At 60.2% G+C, this 20,746-nt stretch carries 9 protein-coding genes; 3 read left to right on the forward strand and 6 right to left on the reverse strand.

From position 1 onward, the window contains the following. A complete protein-coding gene (locus M5B44_RS12790; protein ID WP_248739354.1) occupies positions 1-8,466 on the forward strand; it encodes a M10 family metallopeptidase C-terminal domain-containing protein in 8,466 nt (2,821 codons plus the stop codon). A 105-nt stretch (positions 8,467-8,571) separates the two neighbouring features. Here M5B44_RS12790 and M5B44_RS12795 read toward each other — a convergent pair whose 3' ends face one another. The 5 genes from M5B44_RS12795 to M5B44_RS12815 form a co-directional block, all read right to left on the reverse strand. Beyond that, positions 8,572-11,307, reverse strand: coding sequence for a LuxR C-terminal-related transcriptional regulator (locus tag M5B44_RS12795; protein WP_248739355.1), 2,736 nt, complete (start codon positions 11,305-11,307; stop codon positions 8,572-8,574). Positions 11,308-11,476: 169 nt separating this feature from the next. Next, the gene (locus M5B44_RS12800; protein ID WP_248739356.1) at positions 11,477-12,841 is read right to left on the reverse strand and encodes a DUF1329 domain-containing protein; all 1,365 of its coding nucleotides are present in this window, start codon (positions 12,839-12,841) and stop codon (positions 11,477-11,479) included. Between the two features lie 28 nt (positions 12,842-12,869). Beyond that, entirely contained in the window at positions 12,870-14,759 is a 1,890-nt protein-coding gene (locus M5B44_RS12805) for a DUF1302 domain-containing protein (RefSeq protein WP_119426442.1), read from the reverse strand. Positions 14,760-15,095: 336 nt separating this feature from the next. Further along, positions 15,096-16,778, reverse strand: coding sequence for a fatty acid--CoA ligase (locus M5B44_RS12810; RefSeq protein WP_114885447.1), 1,683 nt, complete (start codon positions 16,776-16,778; stop codon positions 15,096-15,098). A 147-nt stretch (positions 16,779-16,925) separates the two neighbouring features. Then, the gene (locus tag M5B44_RS12815; RefSeq protein ID WP_248739357.1) at positions 16,926-18,110 is read right to left on the reverse strand and encodes an MFS transporter; all 1,185 of its coding nucleotides are present in this window, start codon (positions 18,108-18,110) and stop codon (positions 16,926-16,928) included. A gap of 98 nt (positions 18,111-18,208) precedes the next feature. On the opposite strand from M5B44_RS12815, the gene M5B44_RS12820 reads away from it, so the two are divergent. Next, positions 18,209-18,982 (forward strand): AraC family transcriptional regulator, encoded by a 774-nt coding sequence (locus M5B44_RS12820; protein WP_248739358.1) that lies wholly within the window; start codon positions 18,209-18,211, stop codon positions 18,980-18,982. Here M5B44_RS12820 and M5B44_RS12825 read toward each other — a convergent pair. Then, positions 18,966-19,595, reverse strand: a complete 630-nt coding sequence (locus tag M5B44_RS12825) for a LysE family translocator (protein WP_114885453.1) — start codon at positions 19,593-19,595, stop codon at positions 18,966-18,968. The genes M5B44_RS12820 and M5B44_RS12825 overlap by 17 nt on opposite strands. Positions 19,596-19,774: 179 nt before the next feature. Between M5B44_RS12825 and M5B44_RS12830 the strand changes: the two genes are divergently transcribed. Then, complete coding sequence (locus tag M5B44_RS12830) at positions 19,775-20,740, forward strand: 2-hydroxyacid dehydrogenase (protein WP_248739359.1); 966 nt, start codon at positions 19,775-19,777, stop codon at positions 20,738-20,740. Positions 20,741-20,746: the final 6 nt, after the last annotated feature.

The raw sequence follows: 20,746 nt of genomic DNA on the forward strand, positions 1-20,746 counted from the left end.
ATGTCCGCCAGCACCTCCTACTTCGCGACCAACTACAGTGCCGACAATGAATACAACGCCATGTATGAACTGTCGACGTCGCAGCAAGGCGGAATCATCAGGGCGCTAGCCTCCTGGAGCTCGGTTGCCAATATCACGTTTACCAAAACCACTGACGACATTTCCAATGTCGGCGATTTGCGTTTTGGCGGTTATGCGTTGATGAAAGACCAGGCGGCGGCCTGGGCCTATACCCCATCCAACACACCCAAGGGTGGCGACGTCTGGATTGGTGATCCCGCCAACGAATTCCCGATCAATGGCTCTTACGACTATCTGACCTACATTCATGAAATCGGTCATGCCATTGGGTTGAAGCACCCGTTCTCCCCCAACTCATTGAACTCGACGATTCTCGACCCGTCGCTGGACGATGTCCGTTTCACCGTCATGAGTTACAACAACAACTACTCCTACCAGCCAACGACGCCGATGCTTCTGGACATCCTCGCGATCCAGGCACTCTACGGCGCCAATACCCAGTGGCAGGCCGGCGATACCGTCTACAGCTGGAAGCAGTACGACAAAATTTTCGAGACGATCTGGGATTCCGGTGGCAACGACACGATCGATGCCAGCAATCAGATGTCTTCGGTCAGCCTTGATCTGAATGAAGGTGCATTCAGTTCGATCGGCGTTGGCTTCTTCTACAACACGAACAACTTTTTCAACAGTGGCCTGGCCATTGCCTATGGTTCCAAAATCGAAAACGCCATCGGCTCGACGTTCAACGACCAGATTCGAGGCAACGCCCTGGACAACGTCCTGGATGGTCGTGAAGGCGCCGACTACATGGTGGGCGGAGCAGGTAACGATACCTACTACGTCGATAACAAAGGTGACGTGGTCGTCGAAACCGGTACGTCACCCACCGAAATCGACTCGGTGTTTTCAACGGTCACCTATGACCTGTTCGGCAGTCCAAACGTAGAAAACCTGACACTGCTGACCAACGCCAACCTCAACGCTTACGGCAACGCGTCGAATAACGTGATCGCCGGCAATGCCGGCAATAACATTCTCGACGGCCGCGAGGGTACGGACCTCTTGATTGGCGGTGCCGGTAACGACACCTACATCGTCGACAACGTCGGCGACGTGATTGTCGAATCCAGCACCCTCGCCACCGAGATCGACAACGTGCTGGCGTCGGTGACCTATACCCTTGGCGCCAACCTGGAGAACCTCACGCTGACCGGCAGTGCCAACATCAACGGCACCGGCAACACGCAGAACAACGTGATCACCGGCAACGACGGCAATAACCAGCTCGATGGTGGTGCAGGTGTCGACACCCTGATCGGCGGCAAGGGCAACGACGACTACAGTCTCGATCAGGCTGATGAACTGGCCCTGGTTCAGGAAAAGGCCAACGAAGGCAACGACACTCTGCACATCAGCTATGACGCCAACGCACAGACCAATGTCATCGACCTGAACCAAAACAACCTGGTGAACTTCGAGAACGTTCAGGTGCTGGGCAAGGGCGCGTTCAACCTCATTGGCAACAACCTGAACAACGTGTTGAGCGGCAACGACTCCGCCAACAATCTGCAGGGCGGTGCCGGCAACGATGTTCTGGACGGCGGCGCGGGGGCCGACACGCTGGTGGGAGGAACAGGCGACGATACTTACGTGATCGATCGCCTCGACGATACGGTCGTCGAACTCGCCAACGAAGGTCGCGACCTGGTACGCACGAGCGTCAGCTACACGCTCGGGGCCAATATCGAAGACGGCGAGCTGCTGGGCACAGCCTCGCTCAGCCTTACAGGTAACGAGTACAACAACGTCCTGACGGGTAACTCGGGCAATAACATCATCGATGGCGGCGTTGGCGCCGACACCATGCTCGGCGGCGCGGGCAGCGACACCTATTATGTCGACAACACCAACGATGTGATCATCGAGGACTGGTCCTACGACCATGACCTGGTCTATTCCTCCGTCACCTACACCCTTGGCAACTACATCGAAACCCTGACGCTTACCGGCACGGCCAACCTTAACGGCACCGGCAACTTCAGTGACAACCGGATCAATGGCAACAGCGGCAACAACATTCTCGATGGCGGATCCGGTGCCGACTGGCTCTGGGGCGGCGCGGGTGATGACGTCTACATCATCGACGACATCAACGACCGAGTGATGGAATTCAATGGCAATGGTCATGACGAAGTACGCACAACGGTCACCTACACCCTCTCCAACTTTGTGGAAGACGGTGTGCTGCTGGGCTCTGCATCCATCGACCTGACAGGCAACGACCTGGTCAACGTACTGACCGGCAACAGCGGCAACAACGTCCTGGATGGCGGTGCGGGTGCCGACATCATGACCGGCGGTGCCGGCAACGATACCTACGTGGTCGACAACGTGGGCGATGTGATCAACGAAACCAGCACCCTCGCCACTGAGATCGACACCGTTCGAGCTTCGATCGACTACACCCTCGGCGCCAATCTGGAAAACCTGACCCTCACCGGAACAGCCAACCTCAACGGCACCGGCAATGCGCTGAACAACGTCATCACCGGTAACGACGGCAACAACGTCCTCGACGGCGGCACGGGTGCCGACCTGATGGCAGGCGGGCTCGGCAACGATACCTACATCGTCGACAACGTCGGCGACGTGGTCAGCGAAACCAGCACCCTGGCCAGCGAGATCGACACCGTAAAAGCCTCGGTGGACTTCATCCTCAGCGCCAACCTGGAAAATCTGATACTGACCGGCAACGCCAATATCTATGGCATCGGCAATACCCAGAACAACGTCATCACCGGTAACGACGGCGACAACCAGCTCAATGGCGGTGCCGGTCTCGACACCCTGATCGGCGGCAAAGGCAACGATACCTACTTCCTCGATCAGGCCGGTGAACTGGCGCTGGTGCAGGAAAATGCCGGCGAAGGCAACGACACGCTCAATGTCGTGTATGCCGCCACGGCACAAAACAGCCTGATCGACCTGGGCCTGAGCAATCTGCAGAACATCGAAAACCTCACGGTGCTGGGCAGCGGTGCGTTCAACGTGACCGGCAACGGCCTGAACAACACCCTGACCGGCAACGCCTCCGACAACGTTCTCGATGGCGGTGCAGGGGCTGACCTGCTGATCGGCGGTGCCGGCAACGACACCTACGTGGTCGACAACATCGGCGACGTGGTAAGCGAAACCAGCACTTTGGCCAGCGAGATCGACACCGTAAAAGCGTCGATCGACTACACCCTCGGCGCCAACGTGGAAATTCTCACCCTGACCGGCACTGCCAACCTCAACGGCACCGGCAATGCGCTGGACAACGCGATCAACGGCAACGCCGGTGACAACATTCTCGACGGTGGCGCCGGCGCCGACCTGATGGTGGGCGGGCTTGGCAACGATACCTACATCGTCGACAACGTCGGCGACGTGGTCAGAGAAACCAGCACCCTGGCCAGCGAGATCGACACGGTAAAAGCGTCGGTGGACTACATCCTTGGCGCCAACCTGGAAAACCTCACGCTGACTGGCAACGCCAATATCTATGGCATCGGCAACGCCCTGAACAACGTCATCATCGGTAACGACGGCGACAACCAGCTCAATGGCGGCGCCGGGCTCGATACCCTCATCGGCGGCAAAGGCAACGACAGCTACTTCCTCGATCAGGCCGGTGAACTGGCGCTGGTGCAGGAAAATGCCGGCGAAGGCAACGACACCCTCAATGTCACTTATGCCGCGACGGCGCAAAACAACCTGGTCGACTTGAGCCTGAGCAATCTGCAGAACATCGAAAACCTCACGGTTCTGGGCAGCGGTGCGTTCAACATCACCGGCAACGGTTTGAACAACACCCTGACCGGCAACGCCTCCGACAACATCCTCGATGGTGGTGCCGGTGCTGACCTGTTGGTGGGCGGGCTCGGCAACGATACCTACATCGTCGACAACGTTGGCGACGTGGTCAGCGAAACCAGCACCCTGGCCAATGAGATCGACACCGTAAAAGCGTCGATCGACTACACCCTCGGCGCCAACGTGGAAATTCTCACCCTGACCGGCAACGCCAACCTCAATGGCACCGGCAATGCCCTGGGCAACGCCATCAACGGTAACTCCGGCGACAACATTCTCGACGGCGGCGCCGGTGCCGACCTGATGGTGGGCGGTCTCGGCAACGATACCTACATCGTCGACAACGCCGGCGACGTGGTCAGAGAAACCAGCACCCTGGCCAGCGAGATCGACACCGTCAAAGCCTCGATCGACTACATCCTCGGCGACAACCTGGAAAACCTCACGCTGACCGGTAATGCCAATACCTACGGCATCGGCAACGCCCTGAACAACGTCATCATCGGCAACGACGGCGACAACCAGCTCAATGGCGGCGCCGGCCTCGACACCCTGATCGGCGGCAAAGGCAACGATGCCTACTACCTCGATCAGGCCGGTGAACTGGCGCTGGTGCAGGAGAACGCCAACGAAGGCACCGACACCCTGAATCTGGTTTATGCCGCTACGGCTCAGACCCGACTTGTCGATCTGAGCCTGAGCAATCTGCAGAACATCGAGAACGTCTCGCTGCTGGGCGCTGGTGCCTTCAACATTACCGGTAACAGCCTGAACAACACCCTGACCGGCAACGCCTCGGACAACATTCTCGATGGCGGTGCGGGGGCTGACCTGCTGATCGGCGGTGCCGGTAACGACACCTACGTGGTCGACAACGTCGGCGACGTGGTCAGCGAAACCAGCACCCTGGCCAGCGAGATCGACACCGTAAAAGCGTCGATCGATTACGTCCTTGGCGCCAACCTGGAAAACCTCACGCTGACCGGCAATGCCAATACCTACGGCATCGGCAACGCCCTGAACAACGTCATCATCGGTAACGACGGCGACAACCAGCTCAATGGCGGTGCCGGCCTCGACACCCTGATCGGCGGCAAAGGCAACGACAACTACTTCCTCGATCAGGCCGGTGAACTGGCGCTGGTGCAGGAGAATGCCGGCGAAGGCAACGACACCCTGAATGTCGTGTATGCGGCCACGGCACAAAACAGCCTGATCGATCTGAGCCTGAGCAATCTGCAGAACATCGAAAACCTCACGGTGCTGGGCAGCGGTGCGTTCAACGTGACCGGCAACAGCCTGAACAACACGCTGACCGGCAATGCTGACGACAACGTACTCGATGGCGGTGCCGGCCTTGATACCTTGATCGGCGGTAAAGGTAACGACACCTACGTTCTCGATCAGGCAGGCGAACTGGCGCTGGTGCAAGAAAATGCCAATGAAGGCAGCGACACGCTCAATATCGTTTATAACGCCACCGCGCAGACAAGCCTGATCGACCTGACACTGAGCAATCTGCAGAACATCGAAAACGTCTCGCTGCTCGGCAGCGGTGCATTCAACGTGACCGGCAACAGCCTTAACAACCTGCTGACCGGTAACGCTGCCGACAACGTGCTCGATGGCGGTGTGGGCGCTGACCTGATGGTGGGCGGGCTCGGCAACGATACCTACATCGTCGACAACGTCGGCGATGTCATCCGGGAAACCAGCACCCTGGCCAGCGAGATCGACACCGTCAAAGCGTCGGTGGACTACATCCTCAGTGCCAACCTGGAAAACCTGATACTGACCGGTAACGCCAATACCTACGGTATCGGCAACGCCCTGAACAACGTCATCACCGGTAACGACGGCGACAACCAGCTCAATGGCGGCGCCGGGCTCGACACTTTAATCGGCGGCAAAGGCAACGACAGCTACTTCCTCGATCAGGCCGGTGAACTGGCGCTGGTGCAGGAAAATGCCGGCGAAGGTAACGACACACTCAATGTCGTGTATGCCGCCACGGCGCAAAACAGCCTCATCGATCTGAGTCTGAGCAATCTGCAGAACATCGAAAATCTCGCGGTGCTGGGCAGCGGTGCGTTCAACATCACCGGCAACGGCCTGAACAACACCCTGACCGGCAACGCCTCCGACAACATTCTCGATGGCGGTGCAGGGGCTGACCTGATGATTGGCGGTGCCGGCAACGACACCTACATCGTCGACAACATCGGCGACGTGGTCAGCGAAACCAGTACCCTGGCCAATGAGATCGACACCGTAAAAGCGTCGATCGACTACACCCTCGGCGCCAACGTGGAAATTCTCACCCTGACCGGCACCGCCAACCTCAATGGCACCGGCAACGCACTGGGCAACGCCATCAACGGTAACGACGGCGACAACATTCTCGATGGTGGCGCCGGCGCCGACCTGATGGTGGGCGGGCTTGGCAACGATACCTACATCGTCGACAACGTCGGCGACGTGGTCAGAGAAACCAGCACCCTGGCCAGCGAGATCGACACGGTAAAAGCGTCGGTGGACTACATCCTTGGCGACAACCTGGAAAACCTCACGCTGACCGGCAATGCCAATATCTACGGCATCGGCAACGCCCTGAACAACGTCATCATCGGCAACGACGGCGACAACCAACTCAATGGCGGTGCCGGTCTCGACACCCTGATCGGCGGCAAAGGCAACGATACCTACTACCTCGATCAGGCCGGTGAACTGGCGCTGGTGCAGGAGAACGCCAACGAAGGCATCGATACCCTGAGTCTCGTTTATGCCGCCACGGCTCAGACCCGACTCGTCGACCTGACCCTGAGCAATCTGCAGAACATCGAGAACGTCTCGCTGCTGGGCGCTGGTGCGTTCAACATTACCGGCAACAGCCTGAACAACACCCTGACCGGCAACGCCTCCGACAACATCCTCGATGGTGGTGCAGGGGCTGACCTGTTGATTGGCGGTGCTGGCAACGATACCTACATCGTCGACAACGTCGGCGACGTGGTCAGCGAAACCAGCACCCTGGCCAGCGAGATCGACACCGTAAAAGCGTCGGTGGACTACATCCTTGGCGCCAACCTGGAAAACCTCACGCTGACCGGCAACGCCAATACCTATGGCATCGGCAACGCCCTGAACAACGTCATCATCGGTAACGACGGCGACAACCAGCTCAATGGCGGTGCCGGTCTCGACACCCTGATCGGCGGCAAAGGCAACGACAGCTACTTCCTCGATCAGGCCGGTGAACTGGCGCTGGTGCAGGAGAATGCCGGCGAAGGCAACGACACCCTCAATGTCGTGTATGCCGCGACAGCGCAAAACAGCCTGATCGATCTGAGCCTGAGCAATCTGCAGAACATCGAAAACCTCACGGTGCTGGGCAGCGGTGCGTTCAACATCACCGGCAACGGCCTGAACAACACCCTGACCGGCAACGCCTCCGACAACATCCTCGATGGCGGTGCAGGGGCTGACCTGATGATTGGCGGTGCCGGCAACGACACCTACATCGTCGACAACGTCGGCGACGTGGTCATTGAAACCAGCACACTGGCCAATGAGGTCGACACCGTGCGCGCCTCGATCGACTACACCCTCGGCGCCAACGTGGAAATTCTCACCCTGACCGGCACCGCCAACCTCAATGGCACCGGCAACGCACTGGGCAACGCCATCAACGGCAACGACGGCGACAACATTCTCGACGGTGGCGCTGGCGCTGACCTGATGGTGGGCGGGCTCGGCAACGATACCTACATCGTCGACAACGTCGGCGACGTGGTCAGAGAAACCAGCACCCTGGCCAGCGAGATCGACACTGTTAAAGCGTCGGTGGACTACATCCTTGGCGCCAACCTGGAAAACCTCACGCTGACCGGCAATGCCAACATCTATGGCATCGGCAACGCCCTGAACAACGTCATCATCGGCAACGACGGCGACAACCAGCTCAATGGCGGCGCCGGCCTCGATACCCTGATCGGCGGTAAAGGCAACGATGCCTACTTCCTCGATCAGGCCGGTGAACTGGCACTGGTGCAGGAAAACGCCAACGAGGGTAACGACACCCTGAATGTCGTTTACTCGGCCACACCGCTGACCAACCTGATTGACCTGAGCCTGAGCAATCTGCAGAACGTCGAGAACGTCTCGCTGTTGGGCAGCGGTGCGTTCAACATCACCGGCAACAGCCTGAACAACACGCTGACCGGCAACAGCGCCAACAACGTTCTGAATGGAGGCGCCGGCGCTGACACGCTCATCGGCGGCGCAGGCGCGGACACCTTTGTTTTCAGCGCTGTCAACGAAATGGGGATCGGAGCCAATCGTGATGTCATCAGCGACTTCAGCAGCCTGCAGGGTGACAAGATCGATCTGAGCCACTTCGATGCCAATCTGTTGGCGGCAGGCCTCAATGGCTTCACCTTCATTGGCGCAGGTGAATTCACTGGAGCCGGGCAACTGCGATTCGTCGATCACATTCTGTCGGGCAACGTCAGCGGCAACGCCACGGCAGACTTCGAAATCCAGTTGGTGGGGGTCAATACATTCAGCGCCAACGATCTGGTGGCATGATGGTTTTACCGTAAAGCTGCAATCCGGCCTGTCTCACAGGCCGGATAAAAAAACGCCCCGATCGTATCGGGGCGTTTTTTTATGGCCGTGACCATTGAATATCCGCTAACACAACACGCCCAGCTCCTTGGCCCGCGCCACTGCCTGCGTGCGCCGCTCCACCCCCAGCTTGCTGTTGATATGGCTCGCATGGGTTTTCACGGTATGCAGCGAAATGAACAGTTGCTCGCTGATTTCCTGATTCGAACAGCCTTGGGCGATCAACCGCAAGACTGCCAGTTCCCGGCTGCTCAGTTGCTCCGCCGTCGGGAGCTCTTGAACGTTGCGCGATGCCACGAGAGGGAAATGCTCCAGCAATTGCTGGCTGACGAAGCCCGGCAACGTCAACAACAGCTGCCCGCGCAACCACTCGGCATGTTGTTTGACCAGGGCATCAAAGGGTTGCAGCACCCCGCCGCTGGCCGCTTCAATCGCCTGAGCCAATGCTTTTCGGGCTTCAGGTTCACGACTGCTCGCCAGCAGCAACGCCACTTTTTGCGTCAATGCCATCACGCTCAACAGCTGACGCCCGGTTTGCTGGCCGTTTTCCAGCAATACATTCAGCCGCCCTTCGGCGAGCATGGGTTGCCCCTGAATGACGTCCAGCAACGCCTGCTGCAATTCGACATGCAATGGCAATTGCGGGTGAAACTCCGGCGGAGCTGCGGCACGCTCGCCGGTATAAGTCTGACCCAGCCTCCCCAGCCAGGCCTCTGCCAGGTCAATGCGCCCCTGCGCCAGCCACAGTTCACATTTGACCAGGGTAATCATCGCCAGGTAGTAGATCGGCGGAACGTCCCAGATGTGCATCAGACGCTCGGCTTCGGCCAGCTCGGCAAAGGCCCTTGCGTAGTCGCCGCTGCTGCCGTCAAGTCGGGCGATGACGCAATGGCCGATCAACACGCTGATATCGCGACAGGCCCGTGCTTCGCTCAACCCCGCCTGTAATCGCTGGCGCGCCGCTTCGGGCTGCAAGCGCATGGCCAACAGAAATCCCTCATACAGCGTCAACCGCGCACGCACGGCGTACAAGCGCTGGGCCGATAATCCGCGCAGGCGCTCCAGGCCCTGTTGCACTTCATCGAGCGAACGCACAATTTCCCCACGCGCCTGCAAAACCCGGGCGCGGTCGTAATGGGCCAGTGCCTCGAACAGCGGGTTGCCGACCCGCTGCGCCAGCTCCAGGGATTCTCGGTTCAAGCCTCGTGCGCGCCACAGATCGCCATCGGCAATCGCCAGGTTGGACAGGGTCGACAGGCACATCAGGCGCTGGCCGTAACGCTTGGCCGGCAGGCTCTCGAGTGCTTCGCTGCAATACTCGATGGTCTGCTCGCGATGGCCCCGGCCTCGGGCGATGATGCCCTTGAGCGCCAGCCATTGAGCGAGCATGGATTTCTGTGCGGTGGCCGATGGCGCCGGCAGAAACCGGCTCAGGTGACTGGCAAGCTCCTCGGCCGCATCGAGCTGACAGGCAAGCCCAAGCGCCCAGCTGTACAACACGATCAGGCGCGGCGTGCTGATCAGCAGGCTATCGGGCAAGTCCATTTTCCAGCGCAGCAACATGCCGACGTTCTGCTCGGCGAGCAACTGCTCCTCGGACAGGTTCTGCACCAGATTCGCCGCCACATCCAGATGCCCTGCGCGCAGCGCCTGTTCCACGGCTTCGTCCAGCAAGCCTTGAGCATTGAACCAGCGGCAGGCGCGCAGGTGCAGCGTCGCGACAGGAACCACCGCCCGAGCGATTGGCCGACTGCGCAACAGATCGGAAAACAGATGATGGTAGCGATACCAGTGCCCATGCTCGTCCAGCGGCACCAGAAACACCTGATGGGCCAGCAGGAAGCGCAGAATTTCTGCACTGTCGTGGGATTCGCGCACCGCATCGCACAGCTCGCTGCAAAAACGTTCCTGCGGCGCGGTGTCGTAGAGAAACGCTTGCACCTCGGCCGGCAGGCAGTCGATGACCTCTTCCAGCAGGTAATCGCGGATCAGCCCTTCCCCGCCATTCAGTGCTTGAGGCAACGCCATATCACTGCCTGCCTCGGCAGCGGCCAGCAACCAGAAGCGCAGTCCGGCGACCCAGCCCTCACTACGATGAATCAGGTTCTCGAGGGCTTCGCCGCGCAGCGAGCTGCTGTGGCGATCAAGCAGGGCCAGGGCTTCGTCGTGAGTCAGACGTAAATCCTGTTCATGCAGCTCGAGCAATTGTCGCGACAGACGCAAGCGGGCGAGATGCCAGTCCGGCCGCTGGCGGCTGGTCACCATCACCAGCAAGCCATCGGGCAAATGATTGAGGAAAAATTGCAGACAACGGTCGAGCACCGGCCCTTGGGCGAGGTGGTAATCGTCCAGTACCAGCAACAGGGGTGAAGCGGGCTTCAGTTGCAATGCCAGCTCATCGAGCAGTCCGTCGAGCCACTCCTCGAAAGCGAACGGCTGATGGCGCTGGCGCATTTTCAACAGGCCGAGTGCACGGCTGCCCAGTTGCGGGAAGTAGTCCTGCAGACCTTCGAGCAAACGCTCGAGAAACCGCCCCGGATCGCTGTCCCGGGCGCTCAGTCCCAGCCACAGACTTTGCCAATGCGCCGGCAGACTTTGACAGAACTCCACGGCCAGCGAACTCTTGCCAAACCCGGCCGGGGCGCAGACCAGCAACAGACGTCCACCGAGCCCGGCTTGCAGTCGCTCGCAAAGGCGTGGCCGCAATACGTATCCGTCAGGCAAGGGTGGGCGAAAAAAACGCCCGTCCAGTGCCGCGACGGCAACGCTTGCAGGACCCGGAAGTGGGGACAGATCAGTCATGGCCGGCTCTTGTTCGAATGGCTGTTGGCGGCGTAGCAGATGTCCGCAGACTAGCCTTAAATGGCGTGCATATGAAGTTGTTGCTACAAATGGCTACAAAATCACCACGCAAAAAAAAGCCCCGAACCAGTCGGGGCGTTTTTTCGAGGATGCGGCCTCGGGTTACAGCTTAGCGGATACCGTCCTGGCCCAGGTTGCCTGGCTGGAATTCGCTCTTGGTGGCAGAGAAGCCGAAGTCATACGCCTGTTTCTCTTCGTTCTTCATGCCCAGTGCCAGGTAACGACCCGATTGCAGGTCGTACAGGGTTTCCAGCGCGTACCACGGCACTTGCTTGTCGTAGTAGTCCTCGGCATGGGCCTCGGCGACGCGCCACAGCTGACCACGACCGTCGTAATGGTCGATGACCGCTGCCTGCCAGGTATCTTCATCGATGAAGAAGTCACGTTTGGCGTAGATGTGACGCTGACCCGGTTTCAGGGTCGCCACCACGTGCCAGACGCGACGCAGCTCGTAACGGGTCAGGTCCTGATTGATGTGGCCGGCCTTGATGATGTCGGTGTACTTCAGCGTCGGCGAATCGATCTTGTAGCTGTTGTTGGCAATGTACATCTCTTTCTTGCCTTCCAGCTTCCAGTCATAACGATCCGGTGCGCCGTTGTACATGTCGAGGTTGTCGGAGGTACGCAGACCGTCCGCCGCAGTACCCGGACCGTCATAGGACACTTGTGGTGCCTGACGCACTCGGCGCTGACCGGTCGCATAGACCCAGGCCTTGCGCGGCTCCTTCACCTGGTCGAGGGTCTCGTGCACCAGCAGCACGGTACCTGCCAGGCGAGCCGGCGCGGTCACTTTCTGCTTGAAGTAGAACAGCACGTTGCCCGGGTTGGCCGGATCGTAATCCTTCATCTTGTCGCGGAACACGAACTGGTCCTGGAAATACACCAGGCTGAACGAGCCGTTGGTCTGTGGCGTCGCCTGGGTCACCAGACGGGTCACGCTGCCACCGCGATAGCGGGTGATGTGGTTCCAGATGACTTCCAGACCGTCTTTCGGGATCGGGAACGGGATGGCGGTCTGGAAGTTTTCCAGGCCGTTGCCGCCCGCTACCAGCGTGGTGGTCGTGGCGTTTTTCCTGATCGCGGCGAACACGTCATCCGGCACGGTGGCACCGCGATGGGACGGGTAGACCGGCATTTTGAAGGTATCCGGGTAACGCTTGAACATCGCGTACTGGCCCGGTGCAAGTTTGTCCTTGTACTGGTCAACGTTCTGCGCGGTGATGGTGAACAACGGTTTCTCACTGCCGTACGGATCGGACAGGAAGCCTTTGCTGTCGACGGTGCCGGCATTTTTCGCCAGTGGTTTCCAGGCCGGGATCGAACCGTCGGCGTTGCCCGCCATCTCGGCGCCCATCGGGGTCAGGCTCTTGCCCAGTTTGTCGGCCTCGGCGGCAGGGACTGCCGCCATCACGCTGGTCGCCAGCAGCGAAAGCCCCAGAACACCGGCGTGGAACAGATTCTTTGTTATTTTCATAGGTTTGTTCGTCCTGAAAAAACTGCGCTTAGAAGTTCACGCCAACACTGAGGGCAACGAAGTCGCGATCATCCACCGTGCTGTATTCGCCACCAAAGAAGTTGGTGTAGGCCAGGCTTGCGGTGTAGGTGTTCTGGTATTCGGCATCCAGCCCGAGGCTGATGGCCTTGCGGCCTTCCTCGAAGTTGCCGCCAGGGCCCGGGGAGTAACCCTTGACGTCGTGGGACCAGGCCACGTTCGGCTTCAGGTTCACGCCGGCGAACACGTCGCTGTAATCCCAGATGGCACGAGCGCGATAGCCCCAGGAAGTGGCGGTGGTGAAGCCGTTGTTGTCGCAATTGCTGGAGCGGTTGCTGGTCGATGCGCCAGGGCCGGCACCGTTGATGGTCGAGGTGTTGAGGATCTGCGAGCAGGTGTTCAGGCCGCCAGTAGACGGCAGTTCACCCGGACCGAAGACCGGATCGCGGCCGTAACGGGCCTCGGACTTGCTTTCCAGACCGCCGACGTGGGTCACGCCGACTTCACCCACCAGGGTCAGGCGGTTGGCGCCCATCACCTGATCGAAGAAGTGCGTCAGGGTGGTCTGCAGTTGGGTGATTTCCTTGCGGTTGTAACCGTGCAGGTCCTGGCCCGGAACGCCATTGAGGATCGAGGCGTTGGTCAGCGCGCCGCCCAACGGACGCACACCGGCGAACAGGATGTCGGTGGAGTTCAGTTGCACCGGCGCATTCGGCCGGTAGCTGACCTCACCGCTCCAAGCCGTACCGGTAGGCAGGGTGGTGGAGAAGCTCAGACCGTAGAGGCGAATGTCCTCTGGATACTCGATGAAGTACTCGGAGTTACCCGCCACCACCAGAGGGCCCAATGCCTGGAACGGGCCTGGAAGCGCCTTGACGCCGTTATAGATCGACTGTGGCGCACCGGTCGCGCTGAAGATCGGCGCACGGCTGTGGTAGTTCATGAAGTAGGCACCGAACTCGGTGGCCAGCGGATCGAACATGTACTTGGCGGACACGCCCCACTGCCCGCTGTCCCGCGCATTGCGGTTCGGGGAGCGACGCACCAGCACGCCTTCTTCGTTGACATCGACACCGGCAGCCGCCAGCGGGCCGAGGGCAACACCTGGAATGGTCGAGCGCTTGTTCAGCACCCGCAGGTTGTCGTCGCAACCGGTGGTGACGATGTCAGGCTGGGAGAAGAAGGTGCCGCAGTTGTCGGTCACGGTCTTCTGCCAGTCGATCTGGTAGAAACCTTCGGCCGACAGGTTTTCGGTGATGCTCTGGGACAGATAGAACATGTTGACCGGGATCAGGCCTTCCTTGATCTCGGCGCCCGGACGGCGAAATGCGGAAACGTCGATCGGGTTGATCGAGTTGATGCCGCCACCGATGAAGGTACTTTCACCCCAGTTCACCACCTGCTTGCCCAGACGCACCGAACCCGGCTCATCGGCAATCGCGTAGTTGTGGTAGATGAACGCATCGAGGATCTGGCCGCCCGAAGAGCGGGCTGCCACGTCACGGTTGTGGTTGCTGACGTCCTTGTATTCCAGGTCCTGGTTCTGCAACGCGAAGTCGTACCAGTACTTGCCCCGGACGAAGACACCGGTGTCGCCGTATTTCAGTTCGAGGTCATGGATGCCCTTGAAGATCTTCGAGAACGCTTGCCCGCTCTTGAAGTTCAAGTGACCGTCGTCGGAGGTCTGGGACAGGCCCCGGCCGCCGTTGTTGACACCAATAAGATCCTTGTTCGGCTGCTGGGTCGACACGCTCATGCCCAGGGAGAGCGAGGAGTCGAACTGGCCTTCGATTTCACCGACGTTGAAGCTGACGCCGAATGCGGGCCCGGCGAGCGTGGAGGCAAGACTGACCGCCAGAGGCAGTTTCGCCCGGCGCCAGAACTGGTTTACTGAGGTCATCGACGCTACTCCATGTGCATTATTGTTATGGCAGTGAGTACTTTTAAAAACGCCTGAAGGACCGGGCGCCAGAGGCCTCCCGAAATCGCTTCAAAGTTGCATCGCCCCGTTTGTGCGTGTGCCCCGTTTCTAAAAATCCTTGAGCGGACTATAGCCAGCAGGTGGTACTGCTTGATCCCTCTAAAGTGTGATTTGCAGCTGCCGGCCACTCTGGAACAGTCCTTTCGCCAGTCCGACACATGTCGGCCCGGCAAGGATGGCTGATTTTTCCGATTTCACAAGCCAAGCGCTTGCTTGGTGGGGCTGGCGCGCCGTTTTCGGCGCGCCAGAGGACACTCAAAGTGTCGAGAGGAAGGTGCTGTTGTTGGCCTGCCATTCGGTGATGTCGAGGCGGATGCGCTTCTTGTCGAGTTTGCCGACACTGGTCTTGGGAATTTCAGTAACAAGCGCGATCTGGCTCGGGATTGCCCACTTGCTCAGGTGCCCCAGTTCCACGAACGGCTTGAGGTGCTCCTTGAGCTCGCGCGCCCCGATGGCGTGCCCTTCGCGGATCACCAGCAGGGCAAACGGGCGCTCGCCCCACTGCGGATCGGCGATCCCCACCACTGCTACTTCACGTACCGCGACGTGGCGGCTTATCAGATCTTCGAGGTCCAGCGAAGAGATCCACTCACCACCGGTCTTGATCACGTCCTTGATGCGGTCGCGGATATCGATCACGCCCATGCTGTCGAGTGTTGCCACGTCGCCGGTGTGCAGCCAGCCGCCGGCCCACAGCTCGGCGCCCTTCTGCGGTTCGTTGAAATAGCCCTCGGTCAGCCACGGTGCACGCAGCACCAGTTCGCCCTGGGTTTCGCCGTCGGCGGGCAGGAAGTTGCCGTCGCCGTCGACGATGGCCGCTTCGACCAACGGCCCCGGCACGCCGGCCTTGATCCGGTAAGTGGTGCGTTCGTCTTCGGTGCCCGCCATCAACTCATCGTTCAGATGCGCACAGGAAACCAGCGGCCCGGTTTCCGACATGCCATAGGCCGCCGTCAGTTGAATGCCTTTGCTCTTGGCCGTTTCATACAGCGTGCGATTGAGCGCACTGCCGCCGATGACGATTTTCCAGCCTCCGAAATCGGTGCCCTGCGCGCCCTTGGCGTTGAGCACCATCTGCAGGATGGTCGGTACGCAATGGGAGAACGTGACCTTCTCCTTGCGCCACAACTCGACGAGGAACTCCGGGTCGTAACGCCCCGGATAAACCTGCTTGAGCCCGAGCATGGTCGCCACATACGGCAGGCCCCAGGCATGCACGTGGAACATCGGGGTGATCGGCATGTACACGTCGTTGGTGCCCAGCAGCCGCACGCTGTCGATGGCGCCCATGATGGTCGACACGCCCATGGTGTGCAGCACCAGTTGCCGATGGGTGAAATAGACACCTTTCGGATTGCCGGTGGTGCCCGTGGTGTAGAAGGTGGTGGCGACCGAGTTTTCGTCGAAGTCCTGGAAGTCGTACTGCGGGCTCGCGGACGCCAGCAGTTGTTCGTACTCGCCGACCAGATTCGGCAGATCCGCGGTTTTTTCCGGCAGATCGGTCAGCAGCAGGGTTTTCTCCACTGTGGTCAGATGCGGCGCGATGGCCTGGTACAGCCCGACGAACTCACTGTTGACCAGCACGAAGCGGTCCTCGGCGTGGTTCATGGTGTAGAGGATCTGTTCCGGCGACAGACGCACGTTGATGGTGTGAATCACCGCGCCGATCATCGGAATGGCGAACATGCATTCGAGGTAGCGATGGCTGTCCCAGTCCATCACCGCCACGGTATCGCCGGCCTTTACGCCGGCTGCCGTCAGTACGTTGGCCAGTCGCGCGACGCGCTCGATCAGCGTCGGATAGCTGTAGCGCAACTGGTCACGGTAGATGATCTCGCGGGTTTTCTCGTAACGGGCGCCCGACATCAGCAGCCGCTTAATCAGCAATGGATACTGGTAGGCCCCTTCGGCGGGCGGAATAACGCGAGTCTGCAACATAAGAATCCCTTTTCTGACTGCACGGTGTTGGCGTTGGAGTTTTGTACTCTAGAACCCTTATACGCCAGCCAAATCAGCCAAAGGAATGATTTGCAGAGCCGTACAAATGCTAGCTTTGCGCCAGCATTTGCCGGATTTCGTCACCGGTCAGGCCGTTTGCCCTACAGCCGCTTCGGAAGGCGTACGTGGGAAAGCCACCGCCGCGAGGAAAGTCAAAGCGCCAAACCCGGCCAGAATCAAGTAAAGGCCCACAAAACCATGGCGCGGTTCGACATAGGAAATCAGCGGAATCGCCGTCGCACTGGCACCGAACGATAAACAGTAACGCAAGGCAAACACCCGCGACTGCCATTGCGGCGCGACAAAATTGGCGACCATCGAATCGTTCACTGTTACCTGACCGAACACCACGAACATGAACGCCGCGCCGAACGCGATCACCGCCCAGCCATCGACGTAAGCCATGGCATAAAGCAGCGGTGCTTGAAACAGCGTCAGCACCACAAAAGGCCATTTCAGACTGACCCGGTGCAGCAATTGCCCGATGCTCAACTGCGCCACCGCACCGAACGCGTACGCCAGGCTCACCACCACACCAAGGGTCTGCGGCGAGGCGAACAAGTCATGCAAGCGCTCCTGGAACAGTTTCGGATAGGTCATGGTGGTGGCGTTGAACACCACGCCGCCGGTGGCCGTGGCCAAGGCCAGCACGCCGAATACCATGACCATCGAAATGCGCTGGCCGCCGGCGCCCTTGAGCGCGGTGTGCGAGCGTTTGGGAATTGGCTCCTCGCGCACCTGCAAGGCAAAACCGATCCCCAGCACGATGGCCACGGCACCCGGTATCAGGAATGCCGAACGCCAGCCGAACTGCGCCACCAGCAAACCGGTGATCAGCGCCGAGAACGCCACGCCCAGGTTGCCCCACATGCCGTTGATGCCGATTTCGCGGCCACGATTTTGCGCATAGGCCACCAGCATCGCCGTGCCGACCGGGTGATAGATCGCGGCAAAAATGCCGATCAGGGTCAGGCCGATGACCAGCATCGTCGGGCTGTTACTGAGGCCGGTAACGATTGCCGAAGCGCCGATACCGAAGAAAAACACCAGCATCATCCGTCGCCGGCTCCAGTGATCGCCGAGCCAGCCGGCCGGTAACGAACACGCACCGAATGCAATGAAACCGCCCAGCGACAGGCCGATCAGCGCGGCATAGTCGAGGGCGAAGGCCTGGGTCATGCCGAGCACGGCGGCGGGGAAAATCAGCATGAACATGTGATCGATCACATGGGCTGCGTTGATGTAGCGGATGACATTTCTGGATTGATTCATCGCGGCACGCTTTTCTTTTTATGAACAGGGAGTGTGTGAGCGCTTATGCTAAGTTGGCGAAAAAGCGCATTCCTGCCATACAAGTCAGCGAACCGGACATGTTGATCAGTCATTTTGAACACGGCCCGGTGAGCGCCTATCCCCGGGATTATCTCGACGGCGCACACCAGCCATTGCACCTGCATCGGGAGGCGCAGTTGCTGTATGCGGTGAGCGGCGTCATGCGGGTGGTCACGGCACAAGGTGCGTGGGTGATTCCCCCGACCCGCGCGGTGTGGATACCACCGGAGATCGGGCATGAGATCTTCATGTCCGGCGATGTGCAGATGCGTTCATTGTTCATCGCGCCCGAACTGTCGCCGGCCAGCCTGCAACACTGTTGCGTGCTGGCGGTGACGCCATTGCTGCGCGAACTGATCCAGCGCGCGGTGCAGGGTCCGCCCCACGCCGACAATCCACTGATCCAGCAGTTGATGCTGGAGGAACTGGCCGGTCTCGAAAACTTGCCGCTGCACATCCCGATGCCGAGCGACCGACGCCTGCAAAACATTTGCCTGGCGCTGCTGCGCGAGCCCGATCACCCCAACACTCTGGAAGACTGGGCACAGCAGGTCGGTGCCAGCTCACGCACACTGGCGCGGCTGTTCCAGCAACAACTGCAGATGAATTTCAATGCCTGGCGCCAACAACTGCGCCTGATGGAAGCCCTGCCCCGCCTGCTCGCCGGGGACAGCGTGCAGAGCGTGGCGCGGGATCTGGGTTACGGCAGCGCGCGGGCGTTCAGCGCGATGTTTCGCCGTTTGCTCGGGGACAATCCCCGGGAGTACCTCAACGCCCTGAATCAGCTCCGCTCGATCAATGCATCTCGGTGAATGCGAGCTTCACGCCGATTGCGATCAGCACCGCCCCCATGGTGCGGTCGAACCAATGGCCCATGCGGGCGAAACCGGCACGCACGCGCTGCTGGCTGAACAGCATCGCCACCAGGCAAAACCAGGTGGCGGTGGCGGCGGCCAGGTAAATCCCGTAACCGGCCTGCACCGCCAGCGGCGTATGTGGGTTGATCACCACGGTGAACAGCGACAGGAAGAACAGCGTGGCCTTCGGGTTCAAACCATTGGTCACGAAGCCTGAAGTGAATGCACCACGGGCGGTGCGTTCGCCGGCCTCTTTGTGCAGATCGTCGGTCACGGTCTTGGCCGGTTGCGCGCGCAGGGCCTTGTAGCCGATGTACAGCAGGTAAGCGGCGGCGGCCCATTTCAGGGCGTTGAACAGCACGATCGATTGCGAAACGATCAGGCCGATGCCCAGCAGCGAATAACCGACGTGCAGAAAAATCGCCGTGCCCACACCCAGTGCCGTCCAGGTGCCGGCGCGACGCCCGTGGGTCACGCTCTCGCGCACCACCACGGCAAAGTCCGGGCCGGGGCTGGCGACGGCCAGCAGGTGGATCAGTGCAACGGTCAAGAACTCGGTCCAGTACATGGGGGCTCCTCTGAGGTCATTACATTCCTGTGGGAGCGAGCCTGCTCGCGAAGAGGGAGTGTCAGTCACATCGTTGTTGTCTGACACAACGCCTCGCGAGCAGGCTCGCTCCCACAGGTGTTTCATCTGGTAGGCTCGGCAGATTACGCCTTCCCTTCAAAGCACAACAGGTACAGTTGATGACGAACGCCCACCGCGCCGTATTCCTCGATCACCCTTCCCTGGACCTCGGTGACCTTGACCTCGAGCCTTTGCGCGCCTGCTTCAGCGACCTGCAACTGTTCGCCCGGACACTGCCTGCGCAGGTTGCCGAACGCCTGCAAGGCGCGACCGTGGCCATCAGCAACAAGATCCTGATCGATGCCGCCGCCATGGCCGCCAATCCACAACTGAAACTGATCCTGATCACCGCCACCGGCACCAACAACGTCGATCTGGCCGCCGCCCGCGCCCACGGCATCACCGTGTGCAACTGCCAGGGTTACGGCACGCCGTCGGTGGCGCAGCACACGATCATGCTGTTGCTCAACCTCGCCACGCGTCTGGCCGATTATCAAAAAGCCGTCGGCGAAGGCCGCTGGCAGCAAGCGAAACAGTTCTGCCTGCTGGATTACCCGATCGTCGAGCTGGAAGGCAAAACCCTCGGCCTGCTCGGGCATGGTGAACTCGGCGGCGCGGTTGCTCGCCTGGCCGAAGCCTTTGGCATGCGCGTGTTACTTGGACAGATTCCGGGACGCCCTGCCCGTCCGGACCGTCTGCCGCTGGATGAACTGCTGCCACAGATCGACGCCCTCACCCTGCACTGTCCGCTCAATGAACACACCCGGCACTTCATCGGTGCCCGCGAGCTGGCGTCGATGAAACCCGGGGCTTTCGTGGTCAACACCGCCCGTGGCGGACTGATCGACGAACAGGCTCTGGCCGATGCCTTGCGCAACGGTCATCTGGGTGGCGCGGCCACCGATGTGTTGAGCGTCGAACCGCCAACCCACGGCAATCCGCTGCTGGCCGCCGACATCCCGCGCCTGATCGTCACCCCGCACAACGCCTGGGGCAGTCGCGAAGCGCGGCAGCGAATCGTCGGCCAACTGGTGGAAAACACCCAGGCGTTCTACAGCGGTAAGGCGCTGCGGGTCGTCAGTTGATAAACT

It is taken from the genome of Pseudomonas sp. MWU12-2029, from assembly GCF_023242425.1.
Classification (GTDB): Bacteria; Pseudomonadota; Gammaproteobacteria; order Pseudomonadales; family Pseudomonadaceae; genus Aquipseudomonas; species Aquipseudomonas kribbensis.

Bases quoted from the DNA above. Each gene is read 5' to 3' on its own strand.
- M5B44_RS12800 (WP_248739356.1), bottom strand. From the start codon at position 12,841: ATGAAAATAACAAAGAATCTGTTCCACGCCGGTGTTCTGGGGCTTTCG.
- M5B44_RS12790 (WP_248739354.1), top strand. From the start codon at position 1: ATGTCCGCCAGCACCTCCTACTTCGCGACCAACTACAGTGCCGACAAT.
- M5B44_RS12825 (WP_114885453.1), bottom strand. From the start codon at position 19,595: ATGTACTGGACCGAGTTCTTGACCGTTGCACTGATCCACCTGCTGGCC.
- M5B44_RS12795 (WP_248739355.1), bottom strand. From the start codon at position 11,307: ATGACTGATCTGTCCCCACTTCCGGGTCCTGCAAGCGTTGCCGTCGCG.
- M5B44_RS12805 (WP_119426442.1), bottom strand. From the start codon at position 14,759: ATGACCTCAGTAAACCAGTTCTGGCGCCGGGCGAAACTGCCTCTGGCG.
- M5B44_RS12820 (WP_248739358.1), top strand. From the start codon at position 18,209: ATGTTGATCAGTCATTTTGAACACGGCCCGGTGAGCGCCTATCCCCGG.
- M5B44_RS12810 (WP_114885447.1), bottom strand. From the start codon at position 16,778: ATGTTGCAGACTCGCGTTATTCCGCCCGCCGAAGGGGCCTACCAGTAT.
- M5B44_RS12815 (WP_248739357.1), bottom strand. From the start codon at position 18,110: ATGAATCAATCCAGAAATGTCATCCGCTACATCAACGCAGCCCATGTG.
- M5B44_RS12830 (WP_248739359.1), top strand. From the start codon at position 19,775: ATGACGAACGCCCACCGCGCCGTATTCCTCGATCACCCTTCCCTGGAC.